At 43.6% G+C, this 20249-nt stretch carries 17 protein-coding genes; 11 read left to right on the plus strand and 6 right to left on the minus strand.

All coding sequences use genetic code 11. From position 1 onward, the window contains the following. Positions 1–654 precede the first annotated feature (654 nt). Entirely contained in the window at positions 655–2406 is a 1752-nt protein-coding gene (gene polX, locus U5K72_18045) for a DNA polymerase/3'-5' exonuclease PolX (GenBank protein MDZ7720725.1), read from the plus strand. 77 nt (positions 2407–2483) lie between these two features. Then, positions 2484–3278 carry a tryptophan 2,3-dioxygenase family protein gene (locus U5K72_18050; GenBank protein ID MDZ7720726.1) on the plus strand — a complete coding sequence of 265 codons (795 nt, stop codon included), beginning with the start codon at positions 2484–2486 and terminating at the stop codon, positions 3276–3278. A gap of 400 nt (positions 3279–3678) precedes the next feature. On the opposite strand, the gene U5K72_18055 is transcribed toward U5K72_18050, so the two are convergent. The 5 genes from U5K72_18055 to U5K72_18075 all read right to left on the minus strand — a co-directional run bounded on the left by U5K72_18055 (position 3679) and on the right by U5K72_18075 (position 9415). After that, entirely contained in the window at positions 3679–4533 is an 855-nt protein-coding gene (locus U5K72_18055; protein ID MDZ7720727.1) for a type 1 glutamine amidotransferase, read from the minus strand. Continuing rightward, a complete protein-coding gene (locus U5K72_18060; GenBank protein MDZ7720728.1) occupies positions 4496–5500 on the minus strand; it encodes an amidoligase family protein in 1005 nt (334 codons plus the stop codon). Before U5K72_18060 ends, U5K72_18055 begins: the two co-directional genes overlap by 38 nt. Positions 5501–5547: 47 nt before the next feature. Next, entirely contained in the window at positions 5548–7974 is a 2427-nt protein-coding gene (locus U5K72_18065; GenBank protein MDZ7720729.1) for a penicillin acylase family protein, read from the minus strand. A 129-nt stretch (positions 7975–8103) separates the two neighbouring features. Then, entirely contained in the window at positions 8104–9000 is an 897-nt protein-coding gene (locus U5K72_18070) for an arginine deiminase family protein (protein MDZ7720730.1), read from the minus strand. 31 nt (positions 9001–9031) lie between these two features. After that, positions 9032–9415, minus strand: coding sequence for a hypothetical protein (locus U5K72_18075; GenBank protein MDZ7720731.1), 384 nt, complete (start codon positions 9413–9415; stop codon positions 9032–9034). Positions 9416–9466: 51 nt separating this feature from the next. Here U5K72_18075 and U5K72_18080 point away from each other — a divergent pair, with 51 nt between their 5' ends. Next, positions 9467–10387: a DUF58 domain-containing protein gene (locus U5K72_18080; GenBank protein MDZ7720732.1), complete on the plus strand. Its 921-nt coding sequence runs from the start codon at positions 9467–9469 to the stop codon at positions 10385–10387. A gap of 14 nt (positions 10388–10401) precedes the next feature. Here U5K72_18080 and U5K72_18085 read toward each other — a convergent pair whose 3' ends face one another. Then, positions 10402–11196 carry an SDR family oxidoreductase gene (locus tag U5K72_18085; protein ID MDZ7720733.1) on the minus strand — a complete coding sequence of 265 codons (795 nt, stop codon included), beginning with the start codon at positions 11194–11196 and terminating at the stop codon, positions 10402–10404. Between the two features lie 145 nt (positions 11197–11341). Here U5K72_18085 and U5K72_18090 point away from each other — a divergent pair, with 145 nt between their 5' ends. The 8 genes from U5K72_18090 to hemF all read left to right on the plus strand — a co-directional run bounded on the left by U5K72_18090 (position 11342) and on the right by hemF (position 19993). Then, positions 11342–12043 carry a response regulator transcription factor gene (locus U5K72_18090; GenBank protein ID MDZ7720734.1) on the plus strand — a complete coding sequence of 234 codons (702 nt, stop codon included), beginning with the start codon at positions 11342–11344 and terminating at the stop codon, positions 12041–12043. A 113-nt stretch (positions 12044–12156) separates the two neighbouring features. Then, the gene (locus U5K72_18095; protein MDZ7720735.1) at positions 12157–13548 is read left to right on the plus strand and encodes a HAMP domain-containing sensor histidine kinase; all 1392 of its coding nucleotides are present in this window, start codon (positions 12157–12159) and stop codon (positions 13546–13548) included. Positions 13549–13712: 164 nt separating this feature from the next. Next, positions 13713–14831 carry a ferrochelatase gene (gene hemH / locus U5K72_18100; protein MDZ7720736.1) on the plus strand — a complete coding sequence of 373 codons (1119 nt, stop codon included), beginning with the start codon at positions 13713–13715 and terminating at the stop codon, positions 14829–14831. A gap of 2 nt (positions 14832–14833) precedes the next feature. Continuing rightward, positions 14834–16093 (plus strand): glutamyl-tRNA reductase, encoded by a 1260-nt coding sequence (gene hemA, locus U5K72_18105; protein ID MDZ7720737.1) that lies wholly within the window; start codon positions 14834–14836, stop codon positions 16091–16093. Next, a complete protein-coding gene (hemC, locus tag U5K72_18110; GenBank protein MDZ7720738.1) occupies positions 16086–17000 on the plus strand; it encodes a hydroxymethylbilane synthase in 915 nt (304 codons plus the stop codon). Before hemA ends, hemC begins: the two co-directional genes overlap by 8 nt. Positions 17001–17059: 59 nt before the next feature. After that, complete coding sequence (locus U5K72_18115; protein MDZ7720739.1) at positions 17060–17818, plus strand: uroporphyrinogen-III synthase; 759 nt, start codon at positions 17060–17062, stop codon at positions 17816–17818. 21 nt (positions 17819–17839) lie between these two features. Then, on the plus strand, positions 17840–18889 hold the full coding sequence (gene hemE, locus U5K72_18120) for a uroporphyrinogen decarboxylase (GenBank protein MDZ7720740.1): 1050 nt from the start codon (positions 17840–17842) through the stop codon (positions 18887–18889). A 186-nt stretch (positions 18890–19075) separates the two neighbouring features. After that, a complete protein-coding gene (hemF, locus tag U5K72_18125) occupies positions 19076–19993 on the plus strand; it encodes an oxygen-dependent coproporphyrinogen oxidase (GenBank protein MDZ7720741.1) in 918 nt (305 codons plus the stop codon). Positions 19994–20249: the final 256 nt, after the last annotated feature.

The following is a 20249-nucleotide window of genomic DNA, read 5'->3' on the forward strand; positions in this document are numbered from 1 at the left end:
TAACAGAGCTTTCAAAGATAGGGGATTTTCATTTTAAATGGAAAGTTTTATGGCAAGGAAATTTTGAATCTCAAACCCGGAACAAAGAATATCGATTCTTGGAGTTACATCGTTTAACCACTGTAATTCAATACAGATTTCCAGATTACCCCTCGACTTCATACATAACCATTTCAACATTCTTCAACTCGGGGCTTTTATTTTTTCGATTCTATTACCCCGGGTTTCGCTCGCGTTGCTCTCTCCACCCGAGGCTATTGATTTTGAACTCCTTTGGAGTTTTGTTAATTGTTAACTGTCTGCTGACCGCAACTTCTCACAGGTACTATTTTATCTTGTTTACTTGAAATCTTTTAAACTTCATTAATCAAGCTAACTTTTTACATGATGCATGAACGGGATTTTTGTAGTTTGTTTTCTCATGAACTGAATTATTAATTAGGGTACAGACATCCCTCGTGGCTGTCCAAAAAAGATGTCATTCTGAACCTCGACGGTTCGGGACAGGCTCGATTCAGAATCTCCACTTTTTAACTATGTTTGGAGATACCGGATCGGGGTCCGGTATGACGAAAATGAGAATATTGATTTCTTTCACTTTTTTTTGGACAGCCTCACTCCCATCCAGGGGAGATTAACTTGGAGTAACCAAACATGACCAACCAGGAAGTAGCTAAGAAACTCCGTGAAGTGTATAACCTGATGCAGCTGGCAGGCGAGAACCGGTTTCGGGCCATCGCCTTTGACCGCGCTGCCCAAACCATCGAGGGGCTGAATGACGAAATCCTGACATATATCGAAGAGGATTCGCTCACCGATATTAAAGGAATTGGAAAGTCGATTGCGGAGGATATTAAAACCTATCACGAAACCGGGTCGATGCCGGTTCTGGAAGACCTGAAAGAGCGCGTGCCCAAAGGGCTGGTTGAGTGGACAAACATTTCCGGATTGGGTCCCAAGAATATCGTCAAAATTCATAAGGAACTCGGCATCACCACAATTACTGAGTTGAAGGAAGCTTGTCAAAGTGGGGCGGTAGCTGATCTTCCGGGATTGGGGCAAAAATCGGCCGAAAAAATTATCAAGTCTATTGAGTACCTGGAGCAGTACGGCGAGCGCTGTCTGCTGAATGAGGCTTTTGAAATTGCTGAACCGATCTTTGAATTCGTAAAAAACCTGGACGGAGTTTTGGAAGCAGAAATTGCGGGCTCACTCAGGAGGTCTCGTGAGACCATTGGGGATATAGATATTCTTGCATCCGCTGAGGAAGAGGATGTTGAGAGCATTTTTGATGCATTCGTAGATCACGAGCTGGTAGTTGAAGTTCTTGGCCGGGGTGATACCAAAAGTTCTGTCCGTTCACAAACCGGCCGGCAGGTGGACCTTCGTATCGTAAAACCTCATCAATTTCCGGCTGCTCTCATGTACTTCACCGGCAGCAAGGAACACAATATTGTCCTTCGCCAGCGAGCGAGAGATCGGGGAATGTCGCTTAATGAGTATGGCCTTTTCAAGCTTACAGAGAACAAAGAGACCGATTTTGACCAGCCTGTTGAAACCAGTTCGGAATCGGAAATTTACCAAAAGCTGGATCTGAATTTCATTATTCCTCAGCACCGGGAAGATCACGGTGAGTTTAAATATTACGAGGAAAATGAAGAGATGGACCTTGTTCAGGAATCGGATATTAAAGGAGTGGTTCATGCACACAGCACCTGGAGTGACGGTAAGTTTTCCATCAGGCAGATGGCCGAGGCCAGTTTGGAACGCGGCTACGAATATCTTGCACTCTCCGATCACTCCAAAACAGCAGCTTATGCCGGCGGCCTTTCGGTTGATGAGGTAAAAGAGCAGTGGGATGAAATTGATGGGCTAAATGAAGAGTTCAAGAATGAGGGCGAAAATTTCAAAATTTTTAAAGGAATTGAATCGGATATTCTGACTGATGGCTCCCTCGACTATCCGGATGAAATTTTAGAGGGATTCGATTTTGTCATTGCGAGTGTTCACAGCAGTTTGGAATTGCCTCTCGATAAGATGATGAGTCGATTCGAAAATGCCCTCAGGAATCCATATACCCGAATCCTGGGCCACCCAACCGGACGGCTTTTGCTGCGGCGCGAAGAGGGAAATCTGGATCTGAATAAGCTGATTGAGATAGCGGCTGAAGAAAATACAGCTATCGAGATTAACGCGAACCCTCGCAGGCTGGATTTGGATTGGAGATATGGTAACAAAGCAAAGGAAGTGGGTTTAATGACGTCCATCAACCCGGATGCCCACAGTACAGATGGCATCGACTATATCCGATATGGCGTGATGATCGCCCAAAAAGGAAAATACGGGCCTGACCGGGTCTTGAATACAAAGAGTGCCGATGAGTTTGAGAAATGGATAAAAGCATAGTCCTGAGTCTTGAGTCTTGAGTCATGAGTTTATTTCTCAAGACTCATGGCTCAAGACTCAAATCTAATAATTTAACAATGGATCAATCCAAAAGTTTAACCTATACATCGTACCTGAAAGTGAAGGAGTTGCTGGAGTTGCAGCAACCCGAATCCGAGCCGGAAGAGCATGATGAGATGTTGTTTATCATTATTCACCAGGTGTATGAGCTTTGGTTTAAACAGATACTGCATGAATTTGACAAGCTGCGTGATGAGTTAGAAGCGGGTGAAACATGGGCATCCGCCAAAACCATGAGGCGGGTTCTCACCATTCTGAAAACAATGGTTTCCCAGATTGATATTCTGGAAACGATGACCCCGCTGGAGTTCAACAGTTTCCGCGGATTTTTGCAGAATGCCAGCGGTTTCCAGTCGGTGCAGTTCCGGGAGATGGAGATTATTTGCGGGATGCGATCTCCTCATATGATCGAAATTCATAAATCACAACCTGACCTTCAGCAAAACCTTCTCGACCGCGAGAATGAATCTACACTGTGGGAAAGTTTCTGCACCTATCTCCAAAAACGAGATCACGATATTAAAACTCCGGAGAGGGTGAATGAACAGGGTTTGGTTCATGACCCGTCTGAACATAATCAAAACAAACTGGTGGAGATTATGAAAAACGACCCTGAAGCAGCTATTCTCTGTGAACTTTTTGTGGATTATGACGAAGGATTAATGGAGTGGCGCTACCGGCATGTAAAAATGGTGGAGCGGACGATTGGAACCAAACAGGGAACCGGAGGATCGGAAGGTGCAAACTATCTTCACAAAACACTTAATAATCCCATTTTCCCTGATCTTTGGGCCATCCGATCGAAGTTTTAAAAAGTACAACGGGCAGCTTGCCCGTTACCTCCAAATATCATTCCACCTCAACAAAACTATATCCGGCATTCAACACGATTAGCGCCTGGACTCCTAACTATGTTCAAGGCACGAGCGAGACGCTCGCGCCATCAAAGCTTACCCGTTACTAATGACTAAGATAGCGCAAGCGTCTCGCTTGTGCTTCATGTTACGGGCGAAGTATAACAGGCAGCCTGTCTGTTACCTCCGAATGCAATCTGATCCTAATAAGATATTTTCAGCCATCAACAGAATTCAATCAACTCAAAATTTATAATTGTGCTTGTTTGAGAAGTGCCGGACAGGCTGTCCGGCGTACGTACAATATACTATTCTATCTCAAAATGATGATTTTGATGATCAGGATAAGATCTTCATCTCAATTATTGCCATTTGAACTTGATCGAGAGGTGCCGGACAAGCTGTCCGGCGTACGTGCCTCCCTCACCAACTCCTTGAAAATATTTCGCTGGCGGGCGATCTGCATCAGGTACTCCGGGTGCCACTGAACGCCAATCACAAAGGGATAACCCGGGTGTTCGAGGGCCTGCCAAACATCGGAATTCAATTCTTTGGCCGTTCGATTAATTCCATCTCCCAACTTGTCAATCGCCTGGGTATGAAGCCCATTTACATTGCAGATCTCCGTTTGCAGCAGGCTACTGAGTTTAGAGTCCGGAACAATAGTAATTCTTTTCTTAGGAAAGATAGTAGCGATCTGAGGTTCTTCAGCGTAAAAACCACTTATATCCTGATGGAGTGTTCCACCGAAATGAACATTGATTAACTGCATGCCCCTGCAAATGCCGAGAACCGGTTTTTTCTGATCAAGAGCTTTTTTTAGAAGTCCGAATTCCAGTTTATCCCGTTTCAGATCAACCGGGTATTTTTTGGTATGCTGGAAATAGCGGAATATCCAGTAAATGGGAAAAAAAATGACCGAAAGCACCCACTCAAATATGGTTCGTTTATTTTTTGCCAGGTAGGCTTTCAGTTTTCTCTCCTGCCCATATTTTACCGGTTCTATATCGGCACCTCCCCCGAGAATCAATCCATCCAGATCATCCATTGAGAGAGGTTTTGAGGGACGGATTCGGCGCGGTTTTCCACCAGCCAGCCACACTGAAAAAGCCGTACAAATCCAGGCGAATGTACCCCCGTCATCAGGTCCACAAACGCCAATAACCGGCCTGTTTCTACTCAGCATTACTTGCCCACCTGTCCATCTGTTCAATCCACTTCGCTTCAAAACGAAGCATCGTCTCCCGCTTCATTTTTAAATATGTTTTGCAGTATTCGATGAGCGAAACAGTATCTTCTGCCAATGTTTCTACCAATACCCACCGGTTCCATTCCGCCGCCAGCGTCCAGGACTCATCCTCCGGTGAGCAGTTGGGCAGCCTGTAGTGAAATGCAGGCCGGCTCGAAGTCAACGTGTCCTCAACCAATTTCGAGGTTAACTCCTCATCCAGGTACATAAATAAAGGTTGAAGATCCAGCGGACGATTTCTTGAATTCCCAAAGTAAAAATAGTCTTCTATAAATTCGGTTTGACCGGGTTGATAATCAGGATCCAGAATATGCTCCAGGTAATCATCCTCAAACCGGTTGATGAATGGGGTTAAACGCCGGCTCACATCCACCGCAATCTCATTTCGAATCCATGGATCCAGCAAAACATACGCCCGCAGATAGTTCAGCAGCGTTTCGGTTGAATCGTCCGGAATTTCCGGGTTCAGGTGAAGTCCAAATGCATAAACAAACGAACTCCCTGTGCCTTTTGCCTTCAGTTTTCTTAACTCATCAACCAATGCTGTCATCTCAGCCATCTTCGAAAGAGGAATGGGTGGAGTAATAATTTCGTACGGAACCACAGATGACGCCAGATCCTTCAGCGAATCCTCAACAGTGCCCTGCCCTTCAAACCTGGACAGATCAATACCAATATTTTTAAGAAATTTTTCGTACTTCTTTTCTCGAAGCAGTTGAGCATCCAGCTCCAGTCCAAAATCGCCAAACTTCGTATTGAGCACTTTAAATTCAAAGGTTGAGAGCTGTTTAATCTCGCCGCCGTAAAGCCTCCACAGCATCGAAGCGGAATCTTCCATCTCTACACCGGTAAATTCAAATTCAAACCCAACTGAACGCTCCTCTCCCGTTGCATTGGTTCTTTTGGGCGGTTCTAAAAACTCTTGATTCATTTTAAAGGGTGATTCGTTTAATCAATCAGAAATAAAAACCGATATGATTATTCCATTTTAATCACAAGCGGAAACCGTTCTGAGATTTCCGGTTTTTCCCGAAGAAATTGCAGTTCAAACAGTTCACCTGTTCTCCAGGTTTCCACAAACTCACTATACGTTTTGGATCCGGGATTTCCACTCTGACCACCGGGGTACACGCCATATCCGCGAACCCCGTCGGGATCAAGCTCAACAATCATTCTCCACGATGGGCCGTGACTACCGCGAACAGCATTGACCGATTCGTCGCCTCCGCCTGTAAATATATCTGGAACACCTAATCCGGGTATCTGTCCTGCATGTCCGAAATCTGTATCATTCACAAATCCCCACTTCCAGTTTTCTGTATCGGTTCCGTACTGCTCGGTTAGATTATCCAGTGACTGCCGAAATGAATCTATTATGAGATCAGGAAGTGTTTCTCTTTCCGGTGTTTGATGGTTATCAAACCAGGATGATTCTGGTTCCTCTAAAATCAGATCGAGCGTGATATCACGTTCAGGCCATCGCATTGGGTAATGGGTGTCATATTCATCAGACCAGATTTTATGAAACAGTGTTTCCCACCACTCTTTAAAAACAGAAGGTTCAATTTTATCCCCGTCATTCCAGTAGTTCCAGTCCTGCAAATTCTCAATAATCTGCTGCTCTTGTACGGATAAATCAACATGTTGAATATTCTCCAAAAGAATCGGCAACAGGTGAAATGCATGATAGCTGAAATTATCCATTTGCAGATCTTTAAAATCCTCTACGGTTATATCTTCCATTTTACGAAGCTGGTCATTTATCCGCTTTCCCCGCTCGTAAGGTGCAAAGGATTCTCCAAGATAATAGGGATAGCTCTCGTCAGTCGGATATTGATTGGAGGCACTTAAGAACCCTCGTTCGGGATTTAGTGAAAATGGATTTTGTTCATAGGGGATGAATTCGTGCCAGTCGTATCTTGAATTGCTGCCGTCTGAAACTGTGCGTCCCTGGTATTTCCATTTCAAGGGAAATTGTCCTCCGGTTTGAACAGCAATATTCCCATCTGTTCCACCGTAATTCATATTTTGTGCAGGTGCCTGAAATGTTCTGAACGCTTCCTTGAAATCTTTATAATTTTTGGCCCGGTTCAGCTTATAGAAAGTCAGCAATTCGTTTGAAGGCTCATGCACCATCCACCGCAGCGCCATCTCATTCTGAATTTGCCTGCTGAGAGGTATATCACGGACAGATTCATAGACCGGCCCGTGATGAGTAAAGAGGATCGTATCATGAACTGCCTCTTCGCCTTTCACTTCGATTGTTTCCACTCTTTCGTTTACCGGCAGCCACTCCCCGTCATGAAGATATTCGTTTTTAGATTCATCCCGGAATGTAATTTCATACCAATCCATCACATCGGCTCCGGTATTGGTGGATCCCCAGGCTATATTTTCATTAAAACCGACAATTACGGTTGGCGCGCCTTGCAGGGTAACTCCATAGACGTTGGAGGTAGGTGTTTGAAGCTGAATTTCATACCAGATGGAAGGAACGGTCATGTTGAGGTGCATGTCATTTGATAATATCGGGTAGCCGCCGGCTGTTTTAGAACCGTCCACCACCCAGTTGTTACTGCCGTTGAGACGATCAGGCTGCCATAATTGAATTTTATCATTGTAACGGGGGGTGTACAACGAATCCGGTTTATCGATTTGAAGTGGGTTAAAATCCCACTCTTTGCTGTTTGGAATTATGGGATCCACAAATGAAGACCGGCTGCTTAAAAACCGGTTCACAAACTCTTCTCCAAAATGAGCCAGCGTATTACTTGTAATTACATCTTCCGACCTGCCTGCCAGCATCTGAGACATATATTTGAGTAGTAAAGCCGAATTGAAGGGTTTCCATTCCACAGGTTCTGCATTTAAAATCTTGTATTCCAATGGATAATCCTTTTCACTCAGTGATTTGATGTAAGCGTTTACTCCGTCTGAATACGACCGGATGACACTGCTTATTATCTCATCTTTCAACATACCCTCCATTGCCTGTTCTGCACCATACATCATACCAAGTCTTCGCTGGTTTTTGTCGTACTCAAGCAAATCAGGTCCCAGCCATTCCGAGAGCATTCCTCCTGCTGCCCGAATCTGCAACTCCATCTGGAAAAGTCGGTCGCGTGCCGTCACATACCCCTGAGCGAAATAAAGATCGTGATCATTTTGGGCGAAAATATGTGGAACGCTGCGTTCATCATAGTAAATTTCAACAGGCTCCTGTAATCCCTCCAGATTTAAATCTATAGAACCTGTTAGTTCTCTTTTTTCAGCATTCCCCCAAAACCCCTCAATAGGATGAAAAAAAGAACCTAACGGCGGTACAGAACCAAACGGGGTGGACAGTAAAATAAGAATTGCTGTAAGCAGCAGTACAGAAAGAAACAGTGAGACTTTCTTGGCCATAGAGTATTGTTTTAATGATTGAAGAAGTGAACATAAAAAAGATTTTTGAAATATGGTCAATTGTTTGGGGCCCGTGGTTCGTTGTTTATTGACATCCACAGACAGCCCGCAGCTGACCTCCACAAAATGTTACCAATACAACAACTTCATACAGAACACACTGCCACCACTCTTTAGAAATTCATACGTACTGAATTGGTGCACGGAAAAGCCGGCCTCTCTAAGTTTTTTATTCACATCTGTACAGCCCTTCTGGATCAACACATTTTTTCCGTCTGGAGAGACAGCATTCACTGCCAGCAGTTTCTCAGCCTCGTATTTCGTGGCCGTTATTACGGTATCAAACAGAGCATGAATCATCTCGAGTCCTTCACCTGTAAACGCATTCGGATATATCAAAGCAGTTGATTCGTTTAGCATACTGATACATGTATCCAGGTGATAAAACGATTCATCGATTAACTGAAGAGCAATAACGGGGACATCAAGTTTGCCGGAAAGCTGCTCATAAGCGTTAAGAGATGACCGAAAGCCGTATCCTCCCCAAAGCAGTTCCCGCTTGAAATGCCAGAGGGCATCTCCCATCCCTTCAAAATTTTGGACTTCACGTTCATCCAGGTGAAGAATTTCATAATCCTTTGTTTGAAACCACTCCTCAATGGCATCCACCTCCGGCTTTCGCTGGGGCGTTTTCATGATGCCCATTACAACTTTCTTGTTCCCCTCCTGATCCACAAAGGGCAGGCTTTGATTGGCACAAAAAACCATATCGGGCAGGCCTTTTTTGCCCTCCAGAATTTCTACATCCACGTTTAGTTTTTTAAAACCTTCTACAAGATGGATCCACTCATTTTGAGCTTGTTTTTTATCCACACCCCCAATTTGCCCTTTCATATGCGGATTGATTACATATTCCACATCAAAATAGGTGGGTTTAACCATAAGTACTTTTGAGGGCACCGGCATCGCCGGCAGATCGGAAATATTAAAATCAATTTGATCCGCAGATGTATAAACTTCACTCATATTTTACCCTTTTAGAAATGCTCCAATGACTTTACAGACGTACTTTTTTTATGATACAAATATACGGTTTATTTAAGGGAATTAATATGATATCTGTATCATCTCTAAACATATATGAACTGCTAATCCATTCATCTTTCATCGCTTTATAAACTGACCCGACAGGATCAAATACGAATAGGAGGCTGTCCAAAAAGGATGTGAGAGAAATCAATATTCTTATTTTTGTCATACCGGACCCCGATCCGGTATCTCCAAGCACAGTTAAAGAGTGGAGATTCTGTCCCAAGGACTCCTTTGGAGAATCGAGTTCAGAATGACATTCTTTTTGGACAGCCTCAAAATAAAAGTAGAATAGAGAAAACCCCGAAGGGCTTGAACTGCCCACCTCCATTACAATCTCATAAACACTCATCCGTTCCTCTTCACACTTGGTGAATCTTCAGGAAACCATTAGCTTAAAACCATGCTGTTAGATCCGGATCTGCTTACACAACTTGCCCCGCTCGACCTGAAAGCCCGAACCATTGTTGAAGGTTTTATTGCAGGATTACACCGTAGTCCCTATCACGGGTTTAGTGTAGAATTTGCCGAGCATCGTCCCTACAACCAGGGAGATGATTTTAAGCATATAGACTGGAAAGTCTATGGAAAGACCGAACGGTTTTATGTGAAACGGTACGAAGCTGAAACCAATCTGCGTGCCCATATCGTGTTGGATATAAGCAGTTCTATGTATTTCAAGCACTTTGCTGAATGGAGCAAACTTCGCTATTCCATTCATTATGTGGCTGCTCTCATCCACATGATGCACCGACAGCGCGATGCCACCGGCCTCATTACATTCGATGAAGATATCGTGCAGCGTTTTCCTGCAAGATCCTCATACAGCCATGTTCGGTTACTGTTTGGCGAACTGGAAAAACTGCTGTCAGAAGAGTCCAAAAAATCAAAGGAACAAAGAGTTTCTGCATCTGCAAAAGCCCTGCATAAACTGGCAGAAACACTAAAACGAAGAAGTCTCGTAATCATCGTTAGTGATCTTTTTGAAAACGTTCAGGGGCACGAAGATCTGATCTCATCCCTCCGGCATCTGAAACATCAAAAACATGAGGTTCTCCTGCTAAACGTTCTTGAAAAGAGAAGCGAGCGTGAGCTGGATTTCCCGGATGGAAAATTTCTGTTTGAGGATATGGAAACCGGTTCAGAACTGGAAGTTATTCCGGCCCAGGTAAAAAAAGATTACAGGAAAAAAGTAGAGGAATACTCTCAAAAATTTAGAATAGCATGCAGTAAAGCCGGGGTTGATTTCGAAGAGATCGACACACAGAGTCCATTCGATCTGGCCCTGTTAGCCTATCTTAATAAACGAAAGCGGCTGGCGTAGGCCCCGAAATCCTGTCAGGTGACTTTCACCCGTTTCAGAATTTTATTCAACAATGTAAGCGACAAACGTTTTACATAAATAGCCAAAATTTCTGTCCCGCCGATATAAACTTCTTCTTTTTTCTTAGCCAGCTTTGGTAAAAGTTTTTTCGCAAACTCGTCCGGTGTCATCGCTTTTTTGTGGGCATCTCCCATCTGCTTGTACTTCTCTCCTTCTGCTGTCAAGGCATTATAGGTGATATTTGTTTTTATGTAGCCGGGGCAAACCAGTGTTACATCAATATTATCGGAATAAACTTCCTGCCTGAGACAATCAAACCAACCGTGCAGAGCGTGTTTGGAAGCGGCATAAGCGGATCTGTATTTTGTGCCCAGTTTTCCCATCACACTGCTGATAACCACGATATGCCCGCTTTTTTGATCGATAAAGGTTGGCAGCAACGCTTTTGTGAGAGCCACGGCTCCAAAAAAGTTAACCTCCATCAATTTTCGAACAGATTCCATGGTGGAATTAACTGCATACGCTCTCTGGCTGATTCCTCCATTGTTAATCAACATATCTACCGTGCCGAAAAATTCTTCTGCTTTTTCAACCTTCTCCGGAAAAGAGGCTTGATCTGCAAGGTCAAGAGGAAGAATTTGTACGCTTTTTTCGCTATTTTCACAACTGTTTTTAACTCTCTCTAACTCCTTCATGCGACGTGCAGAAAGAATGACATATGCTCCTTTTTTATTAAATTCATATGCCAAAGCTTCGCCAATTCCTGAGGAGGCTCCGGTAATCCAAACCACTTTTTTTTGTAGATTCATCGGGTTTTATTCGTTGATACCGTTTGTTTTAAAATACAGTTTGCCAACAGAAAATTCGACCTCTAAGTTTGTAAAGAATCTTTCCGTCAAATGATTATTTTAGAACTATTGAACAGATGACCTGTCAAAAAGAATAACTTTTTTTATGATTCCTAAACATACCATTTTACTGGTCGAAGATGAAGAAGAGCCCGCAGAAATGCTTGCAAATTATCTTGAAATGGATGATTACAAAGTACTTCTGGCTCACGACGGACGCGAAGCTTTGGATCTGATCGAGAAACATGCCAGTGACATTCACCTTGCTGTGTTAGATATTATGGTTCCGTATGTAGATGGTAAAGAGATCTGCAGTGTCATCCGAAAACACCCTGTTTTGAGCGATATTCCTGTGATATTTCTCACAGCCAGAGACAAAGAAAAAGATGAAATTGAAGGTTTAGAACTCGGTGCTGACGATTATATATCCAAGCCGGCAAGCTTGAAACTGGTAAAAGCTCATGTAGAATCTCTTCTTCGAAGACAGCTTCCTCAAAACAGTAAATGGATTCATCACGGAGATCTGTTGCTGGATACAAATGGAAAAGATCTCTACCATAATGACAAACGTATTGAACTAACCTCAACAGAATACACACTTATTGAACTCTTTTTTCAGAACCCAAAACGAGTGTACAGCCGGCAGGAGATCCTGGAACATATTGGCGGAGATGATAAATTTGTTTTCGATCGTACGGTAGATGTACATATTAAAAATCTGCGATTGAAACTGGGTGATGCTTCCGATATGATTAAAACGTATCGGGGTATTGGCTATGGATTGAATCGGGATCTGATGAGTGTATAGAGCTAATTTTTTAGCCGTCAGACCGCTCCAAGCGGTCAGACGGCTGGCGCGAATTTAAACCACTTATTTGAGAGAGCCAACGAACAATTATCAACTGACCACAAACCATAATAATGAGTATTCGCTCGAAACTGGCCTGGACGTTTATCCTTTTGTTGATTTTTGGTATTACGGCTATCAGCAGCTACTCTATTCTTTTTATCCGAAATTACCTCCTTGAACAAGGCGAAGAGCAGATTATCCACGATTCGGAATGGCTCGCCATCACTATTCAAAACCTTCAGGTTGACGGTAATTTTGAAACCAACCTCAACGAAGCCGCTCGAACATCCGGTTATCGAATGGCTATTTATGATGATGAAGGTGCCCTCTTTGCCGAGGTGCCCTATAACCGGCAGGTTCAGGCTGAGGAGATGTTGAGCGATACCCTTATGCAAGAGATTGAGCAACAAAACGAGGTTCTACTTCAGGACGATACCGAGTCTGAACAGCTGATCACATTTACTTATTTAGAGAGTACCGAAAATCCCGCAAGATATCTCCAGGTTAGAATTTTTAAAGACCAGGTCTATGCACCCATCAAAACTATTCGCTGGATTATCTACACAGGAATGTTTATTTCCATCGGGCTGGTCATTATTGTCAGCATTCTCTTCTCGCGATACATCTCCCGCCCCATTCTTGAGTTGGAGTCTACAGCACGGGATATTGCGCAGGGAAACACCAACCGCACCATCAACCTCGATAGAAAAGATGAGTTCGGTACACTTGCAGATTCACTCAACCAAATGGCCGACCGGCTCCGGGCTGACAACCTGGAAGTAAAACGGATGTATCAAAAACAGAGCCAGTTTTTTGCAGATATTACTCACGAAATTCGAAATCCGCTGCATACCATTTCCGGAGCTTTGGAAATGCTTGAGATGCACGACCTGGATGAAGATCAAAAAAAGAAATATATCAAAACGGCATCGCGGCAAACGCACCGGATCAATCGCCTGTTTAAAGATCTCGTAACTCTTCAGCGGTACGATTCGGATGATCATTTCATTGAAAAAAGACCGTTTGATTTGCAGTTACTTATCAGCACTTTAACTGATTTGCTGGAGCCTGAAGCCGAAGAGAAAGGAATTTCGTTAACGTACGACGGCCAACCAGCACAGGTACTGGGAGATCCTGATAAAATAGAACAGGTTCTGGAAAACCTGGTTTCCAACGCCATTAAATTTACCAATGAAGGCAGTATTCAAATCAATACGCACACTGAAGGCAATCATGTAATTCTTGAAGTAGAGGATACCGGAATTGGTATATCAGAAGAACACCTGGAACGGCTTTTTGACCGGTTTTACCGAACAGACAAAGCGCGTTCGCGAGATAAGGGCGGAACCGGCCTCGGCCTGGCCGTTGTAAGGAGTATTTTAAACGCTCACGGCACAGAAATTCATGTTGAGAGCGAACCCGGGAAAGGATCTAAATTTTGGTTTGAGCTTGAAAAAGTCTGATTAAAAACTAAAATCACCTGTCAAGGTCTGAAATCAACAATTTTAATGGCCGGGGTGATTGAATAGATCAAATCTACATAAGCATCTCTTCACGTTTCCTTCATAATAAAATTGTTGTTTTGTTGATTGGAAAGGAAATGTCCGTATTTAATGCAAAGTAGTTTATGAAAATTGGTGTTGTTTTAATGAACCTGGGAGGGCCTACACATGAAGAAAATGTGAGGATTTTTCTCAAAAACCTGTTCAGTGATGAAGATATTATCAAGCTTGGAGGCGGAACCGCACAAAACATTTTTGCCAGCCTGATCTCTAAATTTCGCGCACCCAGTGTTGCTGAAGATTACAAAGAGATTAACGGCTGCCCGAAGGGATGCACGGGGAGTAAGTATTGCATGAACCGGCAAAATAAAGTGGTATCTGATTGCTGCTCGCCGATTAATGGGCTAACAGAATCACAGCGGCGAAATCTTGAAAAATATTTTAAGAACAATCTCCCCGGGCAAGATATAAAGGTTTATACCTGTATGAGATACTGGCTGCCGTTTGCTGATACCATTATGGATGAAATGGTAGAGGATGAAATTACTCACACAGTTTTACTTCCTCTGTATCCTCAATTTTCATGGACTACAACAGGAAGCAGTTTCAGGGATTGGGAAAACGTAGTAAAAGAAAAATTTCCTGATGGCAAAGCTCCCTGGAAAGAGTTTCATGTAAAGAATTATCATCGGAATGAGAGCTATTTGAAGGCGATCAATGACCGTATCGATGAAGCTCTTGCCGAGATGGATGACGACACCCGCCAGAAAACACATTTTATATTCAGTGCTCACGGAACCCCGCTTTTAGAAGTTCGAAGCGGCGATCCCTATACCGTTGAAATAAAAGAAACCATGGAAGCGGTAATGGAGCGGCGGGAGGAAAAAAACTCTTATTGGCTCGGATTTCAGTCTAAAGTTGGTCCGCAGAAATGGACGCAACCGAATACCGTAGATCTTGTACAGAGACATCTGGAATATGGAATCAAAAACTTTTTGATGATTCCGATTGCATTTGTAACCGATCATATTGAAACTTTATATGAATTGGGCGTTGAACTCGTTGAGGATTTAGAAGAAGAGGGATTTGAATTTGAAAATATGCAGGTGATGAAAGGGCTCAACGATCACCCCGATTTTATTAAAGCATTGGCAGAAGAAACCACTCATTGCCTGCGACATGAATTAGATATTGAAGAACTTCAATCGGATAAAAAAGAATCAAACAAAGTAGTTAACGCTTAGATATGGTTCATCCAACCGTACAGGATTATATTGCTATTGGAATCAACCACTGGGATGCCCCCGTGGAGATACGGGAAAAATTTAGCCTCCTTGAAGAAAAAAAGCAGCTAATGCTGCAGGGAGCCCGTCGCGAAGGTATTGATAGCATGTTTATTGTATCTACCTGTAACCGAACCGAGGTTTTTGCGCAGAATGCCACTGCGAATGAATTAATCCGCTTGCTTACTACCTACAGTAATGGCAATCTCGATGAATTCCATAAGCATGGGTTCGAGCTGGAAGGAGAACGGGCCATACGTCACCTTTTTAAAGTAGCTACGGGACTTGACTCGCAAATTCTGGGCGATCTCCAGATCGTCAAACAGGTTAAAGAGGGGTATGAATACTCCGCTTCACAAAATATGATCTCCGGCCAACTGCACCGGCTTATACAGCATCTGTTCAGGGCACATAAACGCTCACGGAATGAAACCTCTCTGGGACAGGGAGCTGCAACTGTAGCCTATGCCGCTGTAAAATTTGCCACACGGACATTTGAGAATCTGGTCAATAAGAATATTCTTCTTGTTGGTACCGGTAAAATCGGTAAGGTAACCTGTAAAAACCTTGTAAATCTTGGTGCGGGTAAACTTACGCTGATTAACCGTACACGTGACCGGGCAGAATTTGTAGCTGAAAAATTTAATCTGGAAGTAGCTGATATTGAAGATCTTGCAGAACAGATTGCAGATTCCGACCTTGTAATTGTTGCCACCGGGGCGAGTGAACCGATCATTAAAATGGAGCATATGAAACCTTCCATCGGTCAGCCCAAATTTAAGGTGATGCTGGACCTCTCAGTTCCAAGAAATATCGATCCCGAAGTCTCCTCGCTCGATTTTGTAGATGTCGCAAATATGGATATGTTGAGCGACGTAACGGATGAAGCCTACAAGAAACGAGAAGAAGAAATTCCGCTCGTAAAAAATATAATTGAAGATGAGTTCTCAAACTACAAACTCTGGCTGGAAGAGCAGAGAGTGGTTCCAACCATTAAAGCATTGACCCAGAAATTTGAAAATATTCGTGAAGACGAACTCGATTTTTTCAAGAATAAAATTGAAACTGACGATTTTGACAAAGTTGATAACCTGACCCGCCGTATTGTGAATAAATTGGCTGCGTATAGCATCGAACATCTTCGGAACCATCACAAATCGGATGAAGTTGCCGAAATGGTGAAAGAGATGTTCAAACTTGAAGCAAGAAACGGTCATGAATAGATCGATCCGTATTGGAACGCGGGACAGTCAACTTGCTACCTGGCAGGCAGAAACTGTATCAAAAAAACTAAAGGAAACCGGGTATACTACTGAAATTGTATTTGTAAAATCTCAGGGAGACCTTGATTTAACAACCCCTCTTCCTGAAATGGGCGGGAAAGGCGTTTTTACAAAAGCTTTGGATGATGCTTTATTAAATGATGAAATTGATCTTGCTGTTCACTCCTATAAAGATTTGCCCACGGAAAATCCTCTTCCGCTGAAAGTTACAGCTGTTATTGAAAGGGAAGATCCGCGCGATTCACTGGTGGCACCCAAAGGAACAGATTTTTTGGATGATGAGACTATCGAAGCCGTTATTGCCACAAGCAGTAACCGGAGAAAAGCGCAGTGGCTGCATCGGTATCCAAATCACAGGATCACAAATATTCGCGGAAATGTGAACACGCGTCTTCGAAAAATAGAGGAAAATGAGTGGCACGGAGCTATTTTTGCAGCAGCCGGTTTAAAACGTATTGATCTGGATCATCATATATCGGAATATCTCGGTTGGATGGTTCCCGCCCCCGCACAGGGAGCAATGGCTGTAATGATTCGGGTAGAGGATAAAGAGATGGAATCAATTGCAGGCGAGCTCAATCATGCCGAAACTGAACTTTGTACAGGTATTGAACGTGAATTATTGAATGAGATGGAAGCGGGATGCAGCGCACCGGTAGGAGCATTTGCATGGCTCGAAGGAAATGATATTTTACTACATGCTGTTGCATTAAAAACGGATGGGACTTTAAAATACGATATTGAACTTAAAACCCCTTCTGATCAGGCAACAGGCCTGGGACGAAAAGCCGCCCGAGAACTTTTGGAACAGGGCGCTTATGAACTGGTACAAGAAGTAAAGGAATAACACGTACCAGATCATATAAACAGGAAAACGAACATAATTATTGACGAACCACAAAACACATGAATCAACTACTTGATATTTTTGTAACACGCGAACTTGACAACGACCAGATAGAACTTGCTGAAGATCTGGGATTAAATGTTGTGATTGAACCTGCCATTGAAATTGAATTTAGGGAAGACTGGTTTGCTGTTGAAATGCTTTTTAAATCCAATAAAGAGCCTATTATTGCTGCCACAAGTTATAATGCAGTAAAAGCTCTGGAGTTTTACCAAAGTTCAGGAAAAGAAATTCCGGAAAAGGCAACATTTTATGCCGTTGGCAGAAAAACAGCAGAAGCCGTTAAAGAACGATTAGGTTTTGATGCGAGTTCACCTGAGAAGCAAAATGCAATTGGATTGGCTGAAATGATTAAAGAAGATTTTTCTGATAAAGATGAATCGGAAAAATCAACGGTACTCCATTTCTGCGGAGATAAACGACGCGATGAATTCAGGCAATTTTTGAACGATGCCGACATTCATGTTCGCGATATGGTTGTCTACAACACAAACCTCAAAAACATGAGACTGCCCACTCATAAAACCGACGGGATTCTGTTTTACAGTCCAAGTGCAGTGCATGCATTTCGCGACAGCGGTGGTTTCCTGAATAAAAATCTTCCTGAACTTTTTGCAATTGGCGAAACAACGGCCGAGGAGCTCAGTATCGAGGCTGGAAGACACGTTCATGTCTCTCCGGAACCAAGCACTGAAGAGCTGCTAAAACATGTTGCAGAGATTCTGAATAAAGAAGAGAACAAAAAAGTTGTCTCCTGAGGAATTGATTAGCATATCTGAATGAATCATTCATTTCCTCCACTTAAAAATGATCTGTTACTTCGGGCTTTAAAAGGTGAGGATGTTGAACGTCCGCCTGTTTGGATGATGCGGCAGGCCGGGCGCTATCTCCCCCAGTATATGAAACTGCGAAAAAAGTACACCTTCTTTGAGCGGGTTGAAACGCCGGAGTTAGCCTGCGAAATCACTATTCAGCCCATTGATGAATTGGAACCGGATGCAGCCATTATCTTCTCTGATATTCTGACCATACCTCAGGCCTTGGGAATTGATGTTGATCTGGTTCCCGGTAAAGGCCCCGTGATGGACAATCCCATCCAAACTGTTGACGATGCTTTTGCGATTCTGGCAGAAGATATCCCGCAGAAACTACATCATGTGATGGATGCGATCACACTCACCCGAAAAGAGTTAAATGGACGAGTTCCACTCATCGGATTTGGCGGTGCTCCGTGGACCCTATTTTGCTACATGGTGCAGGGCGAAGGTTCTCGTAACTTCGACAAAGCGAAGGCTTTTCTAACCCAGCAACCCGATGCTTCGCGGCATGTAATGAAAGAACTTACCAAAGCCACGATTGATTATTTGAAAGCGCAGGTTGAGGCCGGGGCACAAGTTGTGCAGCTATTTGATTCCTGGGCTGGAATTCTCAGTCCCGATGATTTTAACGAGTGGTCTCTGCCCTATTTGATGGAGATCACCCATGCGATTAAAGACGTTCCGGTAATTTTGTTCGCCAAAGGGGCATGGTATGCGCTGGAGCGAATGAGTTTCAAAAGCGGCGCTGCTGCTCTCGGACTCGACTGGACGATCTCTCCCGAATTCGGCCGGGAAAAATCCCGAAATAAGATCACACTCCAGGGCAATTTTGATCCAACGCATCTGCTCGGCCCGATCAAAGATATTGAACTCAAAACCAAGCGTATGATTGACCGATTTGGTACTCAGCGATATATTGCAAATCTGGGTCATGGAATTTTACCGAATGTACCGGTAGATCATGCCAGGGCGTTTGTTGAGACCGTGAAGAGTTATAGAAGTGAATCGTGAGCCTCCCCTCTTGAGAGGGGATGGATGCTCGAACACTTTTGTCGAGCATCAGGGGTGTGTTCACTTGAAGCCAGCTTATACCTTAAACAACGTTAAACACACCCCTCGCTAAACTCAATCTGCTTCGCAGCTTCGTTTATACTTTTCCCCTCTCAAGAGGGGAGGCTTCAGAATCAAACCAAAACAATGTCATCCATAAAAGAAGAATTCGCAGCGTACATCCATGATCTCCAAAACGAAATCTGTTCAACGCTTGAAGAGATAGATGGAAAATCTTCCTTCCGCGAAGATGACTGGGATCGCGACGGTGGCGGCGGAGGTAAAACACGCGTAATTGAAAAAGGTGGTGTTTTTGAAAAAGGGGGAGTTAACATCTCAACGGTGCATGGAGAACTTCCCGAGCCAATCAAAAAACACTTCAACGTAGATGATGGCTGGTTTTGGGCCGGGGGGATTTCGCTTGTGGTTCACCCAAAAAGCCCGATGATTCCTACCGTTCACGCCAACTTCCGATACTTTGAGCTGTATGATGATGAGCAGATGGCGAAATCCGTTGACGGCTGGTTTGGGGGTGGCGCCGACCTGACGCCCTATTATCTCTACGAAGAAGACGCCAAGCATTTTCATCAAACGTACAAAGATGTTTGTGATAAACACGGCAAGGATCTATATCCCGATTTTAAAAAGCAGTGCGACGAATATTTCTATAATTCACATCGAAATGAAGCGAGGGGAATCGGCGGACTCTTTTTTGATTACCTCCGCGCAGACGAAAAGCGAAGTTTAGAGAACTGGCACTCGTTTGTTGAGGATACCGGCAAAGTTTTCCTTGATTCATATATTCCAATTGTAAAAAGACGAAAGGATGAACCGTATGATGAAGAAGAGCGATACTGGCAGGAGATTCGTCGCGGACGATATGTAGAATTCAACCTAATCCACGACCGGGGTACTCTTTTTGGCCTAAAAACAAGCGGACGAATTGAATCCATTTTAATGAGCCTGCCACCGGAAGTTCGCTGGGATTACGATTTTAATCCAAAAAAGGGAAGTCGTGAAGCGAAGTTGATTGAGGTTTTGAAAGAGCCGAGGGATTGGGTTTGATACGTAGATTGGTTCGCTGAGTAAATCATTTTATACGTAAATCGGTTCGCCGAGCCGATCATGCTCGAATTTGATAGCGCAAACGTCCTCGTTTGTGATGCCAATGGCACAAGCGAGGACGCTTGCGCCATTGAATAAGTAATTTAAGAATTTCATTCATCCATTGATTCTTGTAAATAACCTATCGCTCTTTCCTCGTACCAAAGGTCTCCTTTGGTACGCCGAATCTGAAGCTCCGCTTCTATTCATCAATCAC

It is taken from the genome of Balneolaceae bacterium (genome assembly GCA_034521495.1).
Taxonomy (GTDB): Bacteria; Bacteroidota; Rhodothermia; order Balneolales; family Balneolaceae; genus Rhodohalobacter.

What these genes read in the sequence shown, in the direction of transcription:
- polX (MDZ7720725.1), top strand. Translation starts at nt 655, where the DNA reads ATGACCAACCAGGAAGTAGCTAAGAAACTCCGTGAAGTGTATAACCTG.
- U5K72_18050 (MDZ7720726.1), top strand. Translation starts at nt 2,484, where the DNA reads ATGGATCAATCCAAAAGTTTAACCTATACATCGTACCTGAAAGTGAAG.
- U5K72_18060 (MDZ7720728.1), bottom strand. Translation starts at nt 5,500, where the DNA reads ATGAATCAAGAGTTTTTAGAACCGCCCAAAAGAACCAATGCAACGGGA.
- U5K72_18065 (MDZ7720729.1), bottom strand. Translation starts at nt 7,974, where the DNA reads ATGGCCAAGAAAGTCTCACTGTTTCTTTCTGTACTGCTGCTTACAGCA.
- U5K72_18070 (MDZ7720730.1), bottom strand. Translation starts at nt 9,000, where the DNA reads ATGAGTGAAGTTTATACATCTGCGGATCAAATTGATTTTAATATTTCC.
- U5K72_18075 (MDZ7720731.1), bottom strand. Translation starts at nt 9,415, where the DNA reads ATGAGTGTTTATGAGATTGTAATGGAGGTGGGCAGTTCAAGCCCTTCG.
- U5K72_18080 (MDZ7720732.1), top strand. Translation starts at nt 9,467, where the DNA reads ATGCTGTTAGATCCGGATCTGCTTACACAACTTGCCCCGCTCGACCTG.
- U5K72_18085 (MDZ7720733.1), bottom strand. Translation starts at nt 11,196, where the DNA reads ATGAATCTACAAAAAAAAGTGGTTTGGATTACCGGAGCCTCCTCAGGA.
- U5K72_18090 (MDZ7720734.1), top strand. Translation starts at nt 11,342, where the DNA reads ATGATTCCTAAACATACCATTTTACTGGTCGAAGATGAAGAAGAGCCC.
- U5K72_18095 (MDZ7720735.1), top strand. Translation starts at nt 12,157, where the DNA reads ATGAGTATTCGCTCGAAACTGGCCTGGACGTTTATCCTTTTGTTGATT.
- hemH (MDZ7720736.1), top strand. Translation starts at nt 13,713, where the DNA reads ATGAAAATTGGTGTTGTTTTAATGAACCTGGGAGGGCCTACACATGAA.
- hemA (MDZ7720737.1), top strand. Translation starts at nt 14,834, where the DNA reads ATGGTTCATCCAACCGTACAGGATTATATTGCTATTGGAATCAACCAC.
- hemC (MDZ7720738.1), top strand. Translation starts at nt 16,086, where the DNA reads ATGAATAGATCGATCCGTATTGGAACGCGGGACAGTCAACTTGCTACC.
- U5K72_18115 (MDZ7720739.1), top strand. Translation starts at nt 17,060, where the DNA reads ATGAATCAACTACTTGATATTTTTGTAACACGCGAACTTGACAACGAC.
- hemE (MDZ7720740.1), top strand. Translation starts at nt 17,840, where the DNA reads ATGAATCATTCATTTCCTCCACTTAAAAATGATCTGTTACTTCGGGCT.
- hemF (MDZ7720741.1), top strand. Translation starts at nt 19,076, where the DNA reads ATGTCATCCATAAAAGAAGAATTCGCAGCGTACATCCATGATCTCCAA.